Annotated in this window: 14 protein-coding genes and 1 pseudogene; 6 read left to right on the top strand and 9 right to left on the bottom strand. The window is 59.9% G+C overall.

Annotated features, from left to right (window positions below; genetic code table 11):
• Window positions 1-189: 189 nt before the first annotated feature.
• The 4 genes and pseudogenes from TU80_RS26760 to TU80_RS32155 all read right to left on the bottom strand — a co-directional run.
• A complete protein-coding gene (locus tag TU80_RS26760) occupies window positions 190-546 on the bottom strand; it encodes a DUF1493 family protein (protein ID WP_017848567.1) in 357 nt (118 codons plus the stop codon).
• 269 nt (window positions 547-815) lie between these two features.
• Window positions 816-1,244 carry a DUF1493 family protein gene (locus TU80_RS32150; protein ID WP_231590006.1) on the bottom strand — a complete coding sequence of 143 codons (429 nt, stop codon included), beginning with the start codon at window positions 1,242-1,244 and terminating at the stop codon, window positions 816-818.
• A gap of 212 nt (window positions 1,245-1,456) precedes the next feature.
• Entirely contained in the window at window positions 1,457-1,939 is a 483-nt protein-coding gene (locus tag TU80_RS26770; protein ID WP_046385050.1) for a hypothetical protein, read from the bottom strand.
• Between the two features lie 365 nt (window positions 1,940-2,304).
• Window positions 2,305-2,463: pseudogene (locus tag TU80_RS32155) on the bottom strand (cell filamentation protein Fic); the annotation flags it as partial.
• A 160-nt stretch (window positions 2,464-2,623) separates the two neighbouring features.
• Here TU80_RS32155 and TU80_RS26775 point away from each other — a divergent pair.
• The 3 genes from TU80_RS26775 (at window position 2,624) to TU80_RS26785 (ending at window position 6,478) form a co-directional block, all read left to right on the top strand.
• On the top strand, window positions 2,624-3,799 hold the full coding sequence (locus tag TU80_RS26775) for a tetratricopeptide repeat protein (RefSeq protein ID WP_057005767.1): 1,176 nt from the start codon (window positions 2,624-2,626) through the stop codon (window positions 3,797-3,799).
• A 286-nt stretch (window positions 3,800-4,085) separates the two neighbouring features.
• Window positions 4,086-6,023 carry a RecQ family ATP-dependent DNA helicase gene (locus TU80_RS26780; RefSeq protein ID WP_057005768.1) on the top strand — a complete coding sequence of 646 codons (1,938 nt, stop codon included), beginning with the start codon at window positions 4,086-4,088 and terminating at the stop codon, window positions 6,021-6,023.
• 23 nt (window positions 6,024-6,046) lie between these two features.
• The gene (locus tag TU80_RS26785) at window positions 6,047-6,478 is read left to right on the top strand and encodes an acyl-CoA thioesterase (RefSeq protein ID WP_046385048.1); all 432 of its coding nucleotides are present in this window, start codon (window positions 6,047-6,049) and stop codon (window positions 6,476-6,478) included.
• 86 nt (window positions 6,479-6,564) lie between these two features.
• Here the strand turns inward: TU80_RS26785 and TU80_RS26790 are convergent, their stop codons facing one another.
• The 4 genes from TU80_RS26790 to TU80_RS26805 all read right to left on the bottom strand — a co-directional run bounded on the left by TU80_RS26790 (window position 6,565) and on the right by TU80_RS26805 (window position 11,410).
• Window positions 6,565-7,041, bottom strand: a complete 477-nt coding sequence (locus TU80_RS26790) for a glycine zipper domain-containing protein (protein WP_057005769.1) — start codon at window positions 7,039-7,041, stop codon at window positions 6,565-6,567.
• 199 nt (window positions 7,042-7,240) lie between these two features.
• Window positions 7,241-9,589, bottom strand: coding sequence for an FdhF/YdeP family oxidoreductase (locus TU80_RS26795; protein WP_057005770.1), 2,349 nt, complete (start codon window positions 9,587-9,589; stop codon window positions 7,241-7,243).
• On the bottom strand, window positions 9,586-10,425 hold the full coding sequence (fdhD, locus tag TU80_RS26800) for a formate dehydrogenase accessory sulfurtransferase FdhD (RefSeq protein ID WP_046385046.1): 840 nt from the start codon (window positions 10,423-10,425) through the stop codon (window positions 9,586-9,588). Before fdhD ends, TU80_RS26795 begins: the two co-directional genes overlap by 4 nt.
• Before the next feature lie 97 nt (window positions 10,426-10,522).
• On the bottom strand, window positions 10,523-11,410 hold the full coding sequence (locus tag TU80_RS26805) for a LysR family transcriptional regulator (protein ID WP_017848560.1): 888 nt from the start codon (window positions 11,408-11,410) through the stop codon (window positions 10,523-10,525).
• A 131-nt stretch (window positions 11,411-11,541) separates the two neighbouring features.
• Between TU80_RS26805 and lysM the strand changes: the two genes are divergently transcribed.
• The gene (gene lysM / locus TU80_RS26810) at window positions 11,542-11,985 is read left to right on the top strand and encodes a peptidoglycan-binding protein LysM (protein WP_046385045.1); all 444 of its coding nucleotides are present in this window, start codon (window positions 11,542-11,544) and stop codon (window positions 11,983-11,985) included.
• A 42-nt stretch (window positions 11,986-12,027) separates the two neighbouring features.
• Here lysM and yrfG read toward each other — a convergent pair whose 3' ends face one another.
• Window positions 12,028-12,690: a GMP/IMP nucleotidase gene (yrfG, locus tag TU80_RS26815; protein WP_017848558.1), complete on the bottom strand. Its 663-nt coding sequence runs from the start codon at window positions 12,688-12,690 to the stop codon at window positions 12,028-12,030.
• Between the two features lie 87 nt (window positions 12,691-12,777).
• On the opposite strand from yrfG, the gene nudE reads away from it, so the two are divergent.
• The gene (gene nudE / locus TU80_RS26820; protein ID WP_017848557.1) at window positions 12,778-13,344 is read left to right on the top strand and encodes an ADP compounds hydrolase NudE; all 567 of its coding nucleotides are present in this window, start codon (window positions 12,778-12,780) and stop codon (window positions 13,342-13,344) included.
• Window positions 13,341-14,177, top strand: coding sequence for a 3'(2'),5'-bisphosphate nucleotidase CysQ (gene cysQ, locus TU80_RS26825; RefSeq protein ID WP_057005771.1), 837 nt, complete (start codon window positions 13,341-13,343; stop codon window positions 14,175-14,177). The genes nudE and cysQ overlap by 4 nt, the downstream gene beginning before the upstream one ends.
• Window positions 14,178-14,216: the final 39 nt, after the last annotated feature.

A 14,216-nucleotide genomic window follows, 5' to 3' on the forward strand; every position in this document is an offset into this window, starting at 1 on the left:
TTCAGCGCCGCACTACGTGCTGCCGCATCGACGTGAGGAGCGCGTTTATCCTCGGGCGATTCGGCTGAAATCACCGAAGTATCCGATCAGAAATAAAAATGCCAGTCAGCTTAACTGACTGGCATTACCCCTTGTGGGCGGCTTTTTTGTGCGCGAACGGTCAGTTGGCGCCTGCCGCTGTTTTGCCGGTTAGCTCAAGTTTTCCAGCGTCTGCGTGTCCCAGCTGTGGGTTTTGATCGCCAGATAAAGCATGCCGATAGTCAGCGGCACCTTTTCGCCACGCCCCTTGGCCCGCCGCTTGAGGAACACATCAAACACCGGTGGGTTGAAGTAACGATAAGTGTCGTAGTCGCCCAGATCGAGGGCGAATTCCTGTTCCAGCGCTTCCATGAGTTGCTTGGCTTCACTGCCGTCGCAGCCCAGGTCGAAGTTGAGTGAGGTCTGCAGGCGAATGGTCTTGTGTTTCGGCAGGCCGATTTCTTCGTGCAGCAGTTGCAGGAGTTGCTGCATGACCGGGTCTTCGGGGAAGTTGGGGGCGAGGTTCATGGTGGGAGCACGCAGGAGTGGATGAGGGGGACGGTCGCGTTTGAGGCGAAATTTGTTTCGGGTGATGAAGAGTGCCAAGCCTATCAAGAATAGAAAAACAGGCAGGAAGGGCATTCTAAGGATTACTGCTACGTAGGGTAGTAGGAAGGTGAAAATCAGGCCGGTTGCGAGAAATGTGATTGCCAAGCGCTTTCTGAGCGTGCAGTCGGTTATTTGGTAGTGCAGCACAAGGTAGAACCCGAGGAAACACATTAATTGCAGGTAGAAATTCATCGCTTCTGAGGTCCCGTCGCTTCGAGTGTTCGGGTATCCCAGCGTTTGGCTTTGACGGCTTGATAGAGCATGTGGATGGTTAGCGGGATCTTTCCCTCGCAGCCTCTTTCCACGAGTCGTAAGTACGCATCAAAACCTCGGTGCTTGAAGTAGCGGTTGTTTTTATAGTCGCCGAGGTTTATGCCGAAATATTGTTTCAGCGCTGCCATCAGTTGTTTTGCCTCGACGCCGTTACAGCCGAGATCATGGTTGATTGAGGTATTGATGGTTATGATTTGGTGTTTGGGCAGACCTACATCTTCATGAATTAGCTGCAGAAGATGGAGCATGACAGGATCGTCAGGAAAACCGGGGGCCAGGTTCAACGTTGGGGCGACGAGTAGCGGGTGAGTTGACCTGATTCGACTGTAGCGGTCGCGGTCCAAGAACAATCCTGAGCCTATTAGGATAGCGCCTATCGGGATGCTGGGAAGTTGGATTTCAGTTATCCAGTAAGGGAGCCATATTGAACAGATCAGCCCCGCAGCCAGTAGGGACAGGCCTGCGTATTTCCTGAGGTTATGGGATCTGATTTTTTTGACAAGGACAATGTCCAAAACGATAAAAACGATCCATTGAAGATATTCAATCATTGGGCTTAACCGCCTAGGAACGGGACGACAATGGCAGACATGGAGCGTTGAGGGCCTATCCCGCCTTCGACCTGGGCTTCAATTCCAATGACCACGTCGCCAGCGGGGTAGCTACGGATGATGCTTTTGATGATTAAGCCCACCGTGGTGCCAACGACGCGTGCTACAGGTTTTGAAAGCGGGTGAATGGGCGCACCGAAGGCCCCTGCCAATAATAAGGCGACGATGGTCCCGCGTTCGTTAAGCAGATCGGCTTGTTGCCGGGTCAGCGGCTTGGAAATCGCGACAGTCATCTTGCAGGGCAAATCACGAGCAAACATCTTTTCATAAAGATCCACCAGTCGATAGCGCACCTCGTTTGCTGAAGCACCGGCTTCTAACAAGCAAAGGTTTGCCAGAGCATGCTTGTGAGTGGGGAGAACGGTAAGGCGAATGACCGTGAAGGTGACGCCGTAGTGGCCGATGTGTTGAGTCCTTTCGATGTCCATGGATTTTTGCCGAGGCAGTTGAGAGATCAATAGTTTCGGCCATGCGAAGGGGGGTTATGTAGAGGATTGGCCGGGTGTTTTAAGCAGTTTGGGAAGGGGACTACGCAGTAATAGATAGTTTCTTACGGAGGATTCCCGCATTTTCAATTTCACCGAGATTTGCAGGGCAAAGCCAATCAATTGTGGGAGTCGGGCTTACCCGCGATGGCGGTGGGTCAGGTATAGAAATATAGCCTGAAGTTTCGCCGTCGCAGGCAGGCCCACTCCCACAGTTTTAGCTGTGTGGCTGGCTTGGTTGTGTTTGCTTAATAGCTGGTTTAGCCGTTCGTGGTTCGATCAGGCACTGACAGGCCTACTGATACACCCTGGATGATTTTCGCCGCTACCGGCGGGATGCGTTCCGGGGTGCAGAACAGTGTGCTGCCTTTCTGGATGTTGACGCTGCGCAACTCGCTAGCCCAGTCGTAGATGTCGTCTAACAGCGTGCGGTGGATGTGTTGCAGGCGGTCGAGGTCGTAGGGCGGTTACGCAGGACGCCGCTACCGGGGTAGCAAGGCTTGATTGTAGCGAAATAAAATCACCTCACATTTTGTATAAAAAGTCCGCAAGGGCTCTAAATTCAGCGTATGTTTCACCGCAAAATCTTGTAGGACGATCCCGTCCACTACTTAAAGGGAGTTAAGCATGGGTTTGCTTCGTGTCGCTTCGGCGATGTCATTGTGTGCAGTGGCTTTTTCGATCCAGGCCGAGCAGTTGCCGATCGAGGTGCTCAGTGCGGTGGTCAAGGACCAGAAAATCGCCGACGCCGAAGTCCTGCTGCAACGTAACGGCGCACAGAACGTAGTGGGCCGCACCAACGCCCAAGGCCAGGTGACCCTCACCAGCGAAGCGGCCGATGATGCCAGCAACCTGTTGATCATCAAGAAGCCCGGCTATTCCAACCTGGTAGTGAAGTGCCCCTGTGCCGGCATGACCTACGCCATCAGCCCGGTGATGGAAAACCTCGACGGCCTGCGTGTGGTGCTGACTTGGGGCAAGACCCCGGAAGACCTCGACTCCCACATGATTTTCCCCGGCAACAACATCTACTTCGAGAATCAGCAGGGTGCCGATGCCGAGCTGGATGTGGACGACGTCGACAGCTACGGTCCGGAAACCATTACCCTGCAGAAAAAACACTTCGGCGAAAGCTACGTGTATGCCGTGCATGACTTCACCAACATCGAGAACCCAGGTTCGCGTCAGCTGTCCAACAGCGAGGCCAAGGTGTTCGTGTACATGGGCCAGTCCCTTGTGCGTACCTACTACGTGCCAAAAAACCGCAGCGGTAACCTGTGGACAGTGTTCCGCATGACCGGTAGCGGTGACTTCCAGGACATCAACACCTTCAGCGGTGTGAAGGTGGAAGCCAAGGACGTGCTCAATGAAGTCAAACCGTTGCTGGATGACAGCGTTGCAGTCGCGGCCGTGGCTGTCAGCTCTTCCGCGCAAACCGATGCGAAGCGTCTGAACCTGCAAGGTGAAGCGGCCTACCAGGCTGGCAAGCTGGATGAAGCCATCGACCTGTTCCGTCAGGCCATCGACCTGGACAATAGCTTCGGCAAAGCCTACGGCAACCTGGGCCTGGCGTATCAGAAGGCCGGCAACACCGCCGAGTCGATCTGGGCCAACCGCAAGGCCATCGCCCTGGCGAACGGTGCCACTGCCGCGACCGTGCGTGCCGGCGCCTACTACAATATTGCGCGGATCTACGAAGCGGCGGGGCAGTTCGCGGATGCGTTGCGTCACTACCAGTTGGCCAAGGAACAGAAGGCCAATCCGGTGTATGACACGGCGATCGAGCGTGTGCAGAACCGCTGATTTAGCTGTAGTGCCGTTCTAAGGTGTGGGAAGGGGGTTGCTCCCGATGGTGGTAATTCAGTCGGTTAATTTCTGACTGATACACCGCCATCGGGAGCAATCCCCTTCCCACATTTGGTTTGTGATGTTCCTACTTACACAGTCGAACTTGTCATATTTGGCCCAAGGCCATTGCCCCAGCCTGTGTATCATCCTGTCTCTTTTTTCCTTGCGACCTATCTCGATTCGCTGAGCGTCCCAGGCTATGTTTTTGAGCCACCTTCAGCGGTCAATGGAGTGACAGCTTATGCACGACACCCTCCAGCAGGTCTTTGGTTATCCACAATTTCGTTTGGGCCAGGAAGCCGCGGTCAGCGCCGTGCTGGCCGGTCGTTCGGCGGCAGCGATTTTTCCGACCGGATCGGGCAAGTCCCTGTGTTACCAGCTGTCGGCGGTGTTGCTACCGCACCTGACGCTGGTGGTGTCGCCGTTGCTGGCGCTGATGCAGGACCAGTTGGGTTTCCTGCAACGCCATGGCATCTCGGCCGGCAGTATCGATTCGGCGCAAAGCCGCGATGAGGCCAATGAGGTGATGGCGCGCGCGCGCTCGGGCGAGTTGAAAATCCTGATGATTTCCGTGGAGCGCTTGAAGAACGAGCGCTTTCGCAACTTCCTGCAGAGCGTACCCATTTCATTGCTGGTGGTGGATGAGGCGCACTGTATTTCCGAATGGGGCCACAACTTCCGTCCGGATTATTTGAAGCTGCCGGACTACCAGCGTCAGTTCAAGATCCCACAAGCGCTGCTGCTGACGGCTACAGCGACGCCCAAGGTGATTGCCGACATGCAGGCCAAGTTCGCCATTGCGCCTGACGACGTGATCACCACGGGCTTCTACCGGCCGAACCTCAACCTGTTGGTAGAACCGGTGAGCGGCGCGGACAAGCGTCGGCGGCTGGTCCAATGGATGAGCGAGCGGCCCGGCCAGCCGAGCATCGTCTACGTCACCTTGCAGAAAACCGCCGAGCAGATCGCCGAGCACCTGAATCGCCATGGCATCCAGGCCGAGGCGTATCACGCCGGCTTGCCCCACGATAAACGCGAGGGCATCCAGCAGCGTTTCATGGGTGGGCGCTCCAATTGCATCGTCGCCACCATCGCGTTTGGCATGGGCATCGACAAGAGCGATATCCGCAACGTGGTGCATTTCGACCTGCCCAAATCCATCGAAAACTACAGCCAGGAAATCGGCCGCGCCGGGCGTGACGGGCAACCCTCGGATTGCCTGGTGCTCGCCAACCGCGACAGCCTCAATGTGCTGGAAAACTTCGTGTACGGCGACACGCCTGAGCAGGAAGGCATTCGCCGTGTGCTGGACGAGTTGCAGGCTGCGCGAGGGGACGGGCAGTGGGAGTTTCTGCTGCGCTCGCTGTCGGACCACAGCAACATCCGCGAGCTGCCCCTCAAGACGCTGCTGGTGCAGTTGGAACTCAAAGGCGTGATTGCGCCGCGCTACGCGTTTTACGCCGAGTACCGGTTCAAGTACCTGATCGAGCCCGAGGCCTTGTTGGCGCGGTTTTCCGGGGAGCGGCAGGCGTTTGTCGCAGCGATCGTCCAGGTGTGCAAGCGGGCCAAGACCTGGGCGACAGTGGATTTCGACACGCTTTATCAACAGCACCAGGCCGAGCGCAATCGCGTGGTGAAAGCGCTGGATTACTTCCAGGAGCAGGGCCTGATCGAGCTGGAAAGCAAGCAGATGACGGAGGTCTACAGCCTGCTGAAGACCGATTTCGATCCGCAGGTGTTGAGCGCCGAGTTATACACAGGCTTCAAGCAACACGAGGTCACGGAAGTGGCGCGGATTCACGCCATGCTCGACCTGTTCGCCACCGAACACTGCCTGGGCCAGCGCCTGGCTCGCTATTTCGGTGATGAACATGCACCGCAGCGCTGCGGGCATTGTTCGGTGTGCCACGGCCATGTCGCGCATTTGCCGGCGCCGCCGAGCCTGGCGCCGCTTGTGGATAAAAACTTCATGGGGCTGTGCGGTGATTTTATCCACAGGCATCATGAGTACTGCGGCCAACTGCCCGGCGCCGAACGGCTGACGCGGTTCCTGGGCGGTATCAGCGTGCCGCTGTTCACCAAATTGAAGGCACGCGGCATCCCTGGTTTTGCTGCGCTGGAGGACTACCCCTACGCCGAGGTACGCGAGTGGGCCGAAACCCATTTGAATAACCTGTAAACCCACTTTGACGAGACGCGCCGATGCCTGACTCCATGCCCCAACGCGCCGATTACCGGCACTTCCAGCCGATCATTACGCGCTGGCACGACAATGATGTGTATGGCCATGTGAACAACGTGACCTACTACAGCTTCTTCGACACTGCGGTGAATACCTACCTGATCGAACACGGTGGCTTGGATATTCATGACGGCGAGGTGGTGGGGTTTGTGGTGAGTTCGGCGTGTGATTACTTTGCTTCCGTCGCCTTTCCCGAACGCATCGAAATAGGCCTGCGGGTCGGCAAGTTGGGCAACAGTTCGGTGCAGTATGAGTTGGCGGTGTTCAAGGCAGGCGAGGAGGACGCCTGTGCGGCGGGGCGCTTCGTGCATGTGTTCGTGGATCGGGGGACGAACCAGCCGGTGACGATTCCGGAGCGGTTGCGCGAGGCGTTGCAGCGCTTGCTGGCCTGACTTCCTACAGAAACCCATGTGGGAGGGGCGGTGCGACGATTCGACTGCCCCTCCCACAGTGTTTCTTCAGTGTTCTTTAGATCTGATCAATCACGGTAGTGATGCTTGTTCTTGCGATGGCCATAGGCATGGCCACGGCCAGGGTGATCATCCCGGTAGTAGCGACGGTCGTCACGGCCACGGTAACGACGGTCGTCGTCATCGCTCTTGTTGCCCATGTAGTTGCCCAGCGCGCCGCCCGCGCCGCCGCCGGCGGCTGCGCCGATCAGGCTGCCGGTGGTGCCGCCCATGCTGCGGCCTACCACGTTGCCGCCCGCTGCGCCCAGGGCGCCGCCAATGGCTGCTTCGCCGCGGCTGCGCTTGTCAGCGCCGACCGCACTGCCGCCCGCGCCGCCCAGGGCTGCACCGATGGCTGAACCGGTATTACCGCCGACCTGCTGGCCGACAACCGAACCGAGTACCCCGCCCAATGCGCCGCCTACACCGGCTTCGGTGGTGCCGCCGGCCATGGCTGCGCCACTGACCAGGCCAAGGGACAACAAGAGAATCGAGGAGAACTTCATAGAGAGACCTCAAGAGGATGACGGCGCGATCCTGAGGCTGTGTCGACATTGTGACAATAGAAATCCGACCAGTAACACGACTTGTACACAATTCTCTAACTTACTGTTTTAGCTAGGGAACTTAAGTAATTTTGGCGGGTCTGTAATTACTTCGGAACGGCCGCTTTTATGCAAAAGCGGCCTTTTTTGTGCCCGGGATTTACGCCGAGCGCGCCATGATCAGGCCATTGTCGCTCGCCGCTTCCAGGCGGATCGCCACAAATTTCGACGTCGGCGTATGGCTGCCATCCCCGGTGCTTTCCAAGGGCACCAGCGGGTTCACTTCCGGGTAGTAAGCCGCTGCCTGCCCCGCCGGAATATCGAACGCGAGCAAGGTGAAGCCTTTTACGCGGCGCTCACGGCCGTCTTCCCACAGCGACACGATGTCGGCCTTTTGCCCCGGCTTGAAGCCCAGGCGGATGATGTCGGCTTCGTTGACGAACAACACGTCGCGTTGACCTTTGACCCCGCGATAGCGGTCGTCCAGGCCATAAATGGTGGTGTTGTACTGATCGTGGGAGCGCATCGACTGCATGATCAGGTCCGGCACGTGCCCTGTGGCGTGGGTGCGTTCGTGGATCAGGTCCTTGGGCAGGACGTTCGGGCGGAAGTTGGCGCGGCCCGAAGGCGTGTTCCAGCGACGTGCCCCGGCGGCGTTGCCCAGGTAGAAACCGCCCGGGTTTTTGATCCGCTCGTTGAAGTCCTTGAAGCCTGGGATGGTGTCGGCGATCAGCTCGCGAATACGTCCGTAGTCGCCCACCAGCCAGTTCCAGTCCACCGGTTGGCTGCCCAGGGTGGCGGCGGCGATGCCGGCGAGAATGGCCGGCTCGGATTTCATCAGGCTCGACAGCGGTTGCAGCTGGCCGTTGGAGCCGTGGACCATGCTGAACGAGTCTTCCACCGTCACCGCCTGCGGGCCTTCGGCCTGGATGTCGATGTCGGTGCGGCCCAGGCACGGCAGGATCAGCGCGTCTTTGCCGTGCATCAGGTGGCTGCGGTTGAGCTTGGTGCTGATCTGCACGGTCAGGTCGCAATTGCGCAGGGCTTCGAAGGTGCGCGGGCTGTCCGGGGTGGCTTGGGCGAAGTTGCCGCCCAGGCCGATAAATACTTTGGCGCGGCCTTCCAGCATGGCGTGGATCGCCTCGACCACGTTGTGCCCGTTGGTGCGCGGCACCTGGAACTGGAAGCGCCGCTCCAGGGCGTCGAGGAACGCCACCGGCGGCCGTTCGTTGATGCCCATGGTGCGGTCGCCCTGCACGTTACTGTGGCCGCGCACCGGGCACAGGCCGGCGCCCGGGCGGCCGATATTGCCGCGCAGCAGCATCAGGTTGGCGATTTCCTGGATGGTCGGCACCGAGTGACGATGCTGGGTGATGCCCATCGCCCAACACATGATCACGTTTTTGCCTTTGGCGTACATGCGCGCCGCTTGCTCGATTTCCACCAGGGGCAGGCCGGACTGCGCGACGATTTCTTCCCAGGAGGTGTCATCGATCTGTCCGAGGTAATCGAGCACGTGGGTGGTGTGTTCGTTGAGGAAGTCGTGGTCGAACACCGCTGCCTTGCCTTCGGCCTGGGCCTGGCGCTCCCACAACAGCAGGAACTTGGCCATGCCGCGCAGGATGGCCATGTCGCCCCCCAGCGCGGGGCGGAAGTATGCGGTGTTGGTCGGCTTGTCGCCGTTGGTGAGCATTTCCAGCGGGTGTTGCGGGTGCTGGAAGCGTTCCAGGCCGCGCTCTTTCAGCGGGTTGATGCACACCACTTGAGCGCCGCGCTTCACCGCTTCGCGCAGCGGTTCGAGCATGCGCGGGTGGTTGGTGCCGGGGTTCTGGCCCCAGACGAAAATTGCGTCGGCGTGTTCGAAGTCGTCAAAGGTCACGGTGCCTTTGCCGACGCCGACACTTTGCGCCAGGGCCACGCCACTGGCTTCGTGGCACATGTTCGAGCAATCCGGGAAGTTGTTGGTGCCGTAGGCGCGCACGAACAACTGGTACAGGTACGCCGCTTCGTTGCTGGCGCGGCCCGAGGTGTAGAACTCGGCCATGTCCGGGCTCGGCAGGGCGTTGAGGTGCTGGCCGATCAGCTCGAACGCCGCCTCCCAACTGATGGGCTGGTAACGGTCGGTCTGTGCGTCGTAGCGCATCGGCTCGGTCAGGCGGCCCTGGTATTCCAGCCAATAGTCACTTTGCTCCAGCAACGAGGTGACGCTGTGCTTGGCGAAGAACGCGGCATCGACGCGGCGTTTGGTGGCTTCCCAGTTGACTGCCTTGGCACCGTTTTCGCAGAACTTGACCATGCCGCTTTCCGGCGAGTCGCCCCAGGCGCAGCCCGGGCAGTCGAAGCCGCCGTTCTGGTTGGTCTTGAGCATCATGCGCAGGTTTTTCAGCGCGTTGTCGCTGGTCAGCCATGCCTGCGCCACGCTGATCAGCGCGCCCCAGCCGCCCGCCGCACCCTTGTAAGGCTTGTAGCGCGGGGTTGGGGTTTGGTCGGCTTGGTGGTGATTGCTCATGGCTGTTTCTCCATCGCAGGGCTGTAGACCCGCGGCGCACTTTTCTGCGGCAGGTGGATGAGATTGAGGTTGTGCCGGCGTGCCCATTGCAGGGCCAGGCCGGTGGGCGACGACAGGCTGACCAGGGTCTGGATGCCCGCGCGCAGGACTTTCTGGATCAACTCAAGGCTGCAACGGCTGGTAACAATGGCCAGGCCGCCTTCGCTTGGAATCCGTTGGCGGATCAGCGCGCCGATCAATTTATCGAGGGCGTTGTGTCGGCCGATGTCTTCGCGGCCCAGCAGCAGTTCGCCCTGGTTGTTCATGAACACCGCCGCATGCACCGCGCCGCTGTGCTGGCCCAGAGGCTGGAACGCGCTGATGCGCTGGCGCAGGCCGTCGAGCCACTCGGCCGGCGGCAGGGGCGCGCCGGGCAGTACCTCAAGGTCCGGCAGGGCGTGTTCCAGCGCTTCCACGCCGCACAACCCGCAACCGCTGGTACCGGCCAGTTGGCGGCGCTGCTGCTTGAGGTTCCAGAACGCGCGGCTGGAAATCTGCACCTGAGCGTACTGGGCAGAGCCCGTGCCGCTGAGTTTCAGGTCATAAATGTCGCTAACGTCGGCGATAATGCCGCTGCCGATACTGAAGCCTACAATGAAGTCTTCCAGGTCCGTCGGCGTCACCAGCATCACGGCCTGGCTGATGTCGTTATAGGCAATCGCCAACGCCACTTCTTCCGCCAACGCGGTGCTGGCGACTTCCGTGTGTTCGAGCGTGCAAAACTGGTAGCTCTGGCTGGCGGCGGGCGCGGGCGTTTGAACAGCGGGCGCCGCGCAGACTGGGCGCTTGGCGTTCATGAGGCAGTACCGACGGCGGATGGGTCAGTGTTTAGACTAGGCGCGACAAAGCGTCGCGTCTAATTGCCAGTACTGATCTACCGATAGATGACGTCGATCAAGACTCGGTTTGCGATTTCTGAAACAGCGCGAAACACGCTTCCGCCAACGCAGAGCGCGGGGCGCTGCGGCGCATGATCAGCCCCAGGCGCGCCAGGGTGTGGGCGTCTTCGATCGGTTGCAGGCGCAGATGCTCGGTCAGCGCATCCAGGCCACCGTCCAAGGGCATCACCGCACAGCACAGCCCGCCGTGGACCGCTTGTAACAACTGATGGACCGCGTCGGTCTGCAACAACGGTTGCGGGTGCAGGCCCCGGCTATGGAAGTTGTGATCGATGGACTGCCGGAAGTGCATGCCGCTGGTGAGCATGCCCAGCGGCAGTTCGATCAGGGCTTCCCAGCTCAGGGGCTTTTCGCCGAAGCTGAAATAGCGTTGGTCGTACAGCAGGCCCATGCGGGTTTCGCCGAGGGCCAGGGAGTCGAAGCGCTCGTTGTCCAGGCGGTCGAGGTAGGACACGCCGAGGTCCAGGCGATTGCTCGCCAATTGTTCGAGGATCTGTTCAGAGCTGAGGGCCGACAGCTCAAAGCGCAGGCTTGGGTGTTCTGTGTGCAGTTGCTGCATCAGCGCCAACGGATCGAAACTCGACAGCGGCACCACGCCCAGGCGCAACGTCCCCACCAGGTTGCCGCGACAGGCTGCGGCTTCGGCCAGCAGGCCGTCATACGCCGCCAGCACCGTGCGCGCCCAGGCCAGCACGCGCTCACCCGGGGCGGTGAAACCTTCGAAGCGCTGGCCACGGTTGACCAGTGGCAGATCGAGTTCTTCTTCGAGGCTGCGCAGGCGCATCGACAGGGTCGGCTGGGTGATATGGCAACGCGCGGCCGCCTGGCCGAAGTGGCGCGTCTCGTCGAGGGCGATGAGGAATTTCAGTTGCTTGATGTCCATCTTCGCTCCAGGGCTTATTCCAATGGCGGGGGGATTCTAGCGTGTTTGGGTCTTTAGGCGGCTGGGAACCCAGATCTGTTGGGCTGGTCTAGTCTTTGGCATCTGGAACTCAAACCCAAGGAGAGAGCAGCATGAGTATTTTTAGCTTTGTTAAGGAAGCCGGCGAAAAGTTGATCGACCTGTTGACGCCGGGTAATGCGAACGCCAGCGAGCAGTTGAAAGAGCATGTGGCCAAGGTCGGTCTGGGTAATCCGAACGTACAGACCACGGTTGACGGCGACAAGGTGACCGTGACCGGCGAAGTTGCCAGCCAGGAAGAGAAAGAGAAGATCCTGCTGGCGCTGGGCAATATTGCCGGGGTCGCGAGTGTGGATGACCAGATCAAGGTCACCGACCCCGCACCGATTGTGGCGGCGCGTTTTGTCGTGGTGAAAAAGGGCGACACCCTCAGCGCGATTTCCCTGGCGGTGTACGGCAACGCCAATCTGTACAACAAGATCTTTGAGGCCAACAAGCCGATGTTGTCGCATCCGGACAAGATCTACCCGGGGCAGACGCTGCGCATTCCCGAGTAGTACACGCGGTAAACCTGTGTGGGGGCTTGCTCCCACATGGGTTCAGAGTCCGACAATGAGATCCCGGTAATCCTCGACTGCCGCAAATTCCCCGGTGTCCTTTGGCCCTTTTTTGCTGTCCGGCTCTTTCACCGCCAGCAAATGCCCCACGCCGAAGTCCCTGGCGCTGCGCAGGATCGGCAAGGTGTCGTCGATGAACAGGCTGCGCGCCGGGTCGAAGTCGATATCGGCCTGCAGGGCGTCCCAGAACTGTGGGTTTTCCTTGGCGAAACCGTAGTCGTGGGAACTGATCATCCGCTCGAAATACGGCGCCAGCTCGATGCGTTCCATCTTCAATGACAGTGAATCACGGTGCGCGTTGGTGATCAGGATCACGCGCTTGCCGGCCTGTCGGATCGCCGCCAGAAACGTATCGGCATCCGCACGCAGGGCGATCAGGTGGGCGGTTTCCTGCTTGAGTTCGCGCACCGGGATTTTCAGCTCGGCACTCCAGAAATCCAGGCAATACCATTGCAACTGGCCGGCGTTACGCTCGAACAGAGGCTGCAACTCCATCTCGGCCATGGCACGGCTCACCCCGTGCAACTCAGCGTAGCGTTGGGGCAGGTGTTCCATCCAGAAGTGGTTGTCGTAATGCAGGTCGAGCAGGGTGCCGTCCATATCCAGCAGGACGGTGTCGATGGCGTGCCAGGGCAAAGAGGGCATGGGGCGTTCTCACGTAAGTAAAGATATCCGACACAGACAATCGGAAAAGCCACGGTATAGTAACCCGATCATCCCAAGGAGCCGCTTATGCGCCAGAAACCCACCGTCCTCTCCCGCGAAATAGTCGCCAGTAGCCGTTTGTTCCGCGTGGAAGCAGTGCAATTGCGCTTTTCCAACGGCGTAGAACGGACCTACGAGCGCCTGGTGGGACGCGGAGCCGGCTACGGCGCGGTGATGATCGTGGCGATGATCGACGCCGAGCATGCGTTGCTGGTGGAGGAATACTGCGGCGGGACCGACGAATACGAGCTTTCGTTGCCCAAGGGTTTGATCGAGCCGGGCGAGGATGTGCTGGCGGCGGCGGACCGTGAACTCAAGGAAGAAGCCGGCTATGGCGCACGCCAGTTGGAGCACCTCACCGAGCTTTCGCTGTCGCCTGGCTACATGAGCCAGAAAATCCAGGTGGTACTGGCCACCGATCTGTATGAAGAACGCCTGGAAGGCGATGAACCCGAGCCGATGCGTGTAGACCGGGTCAACCTGCGCGAGCTGGCGCAACTGGCGCAAAACGAGCAGTTCAGCGAAGGCCGTGCCCTGGCCGCGCTGTACCTGGTACGAGACCTGTTGACCCAGCGTGGAGTGTTCAGCGCATGAGCGAATTGTTTCTAGGCCACCCATTCATTGCCCCGGTGATCGAGCTGGCGCGCCAGGCCGGTGAAGTCATCATGCCGTTCTGGCGCGCCAATGTGGCCGTGACGTCCAAGTCCGATAATTCACCCGTGACGGCGGCGGACCTTGCCGCTCATCATCTGATTCTCGCCGGCCTTACCGCGCTGGACCCGAGCATCCCGGTGCTTTCTGAAGAAGACGCCGATATCGACCAGAGCGTGCGTGCCGGCTGGCAGCGCTGGTGGTTGGTGGACCCGTTGGATGGCACCAAGGAATTCATTTCCGGCAGCGATGAATTCACTGTCAACGTCGCGTTGATCGAACAGGGCCGCGTGGTGTTTGGCGTGGTGTCGATGCCCACCAGCGGCCGTTGCTACTTTGGCGGCGCGGGCCTGGGGGCGTGGCGCTCCGATGTGAACGCAGCGCCCAGGCCGATCCAGGTGCGCCTGGCCCCGGCCGCCGGCGAGGCGTTTACCGTGGTTGCCAGCCGCCGGCACAGCAGCCCTGAGCAGGAGCGTTTGCTCCAGGGCTTGAGCGAAGGCTTGGGTGAGTTGAAGCTGGCGAATATCGGCAGCTCGTTGAAGTTTTGCCTGTTGGCCGAAGGCAGTGCCGATTGCTACCCGCGCCTGGCGCCGACCTCCCAGTGGGATACCGCCGCAGCCCAGGGCGTGCTCGAAGGTGCGGGCGGCGAAGTGCTGGAGTTGAGCGGCGAGCCGTTCAGCTATCCGGCGCGGGAATCGTTGCTGAACCCGTTCTTCCTGGCGCTGCCGGCCAAAGCCGCGTGGCGCGAACGCCTGCTCACCCTGGCCCGCGCTTAAGGCCTCAGCAGATCAAAATGTAGGGGGGGCTTGCTCCCA

Source organism: Pseudomonas veronii (assembly GCF_001439695.1).
In the GTDB taxonomy this organism is placed as follows: domain Bacteria; phylum Pseudomonadota; class Gammaproteobacteria; order Pseudomonadales; family Pseudomonadaceae; genus Aquipseudomonas; species Aquipseudomonas veronii.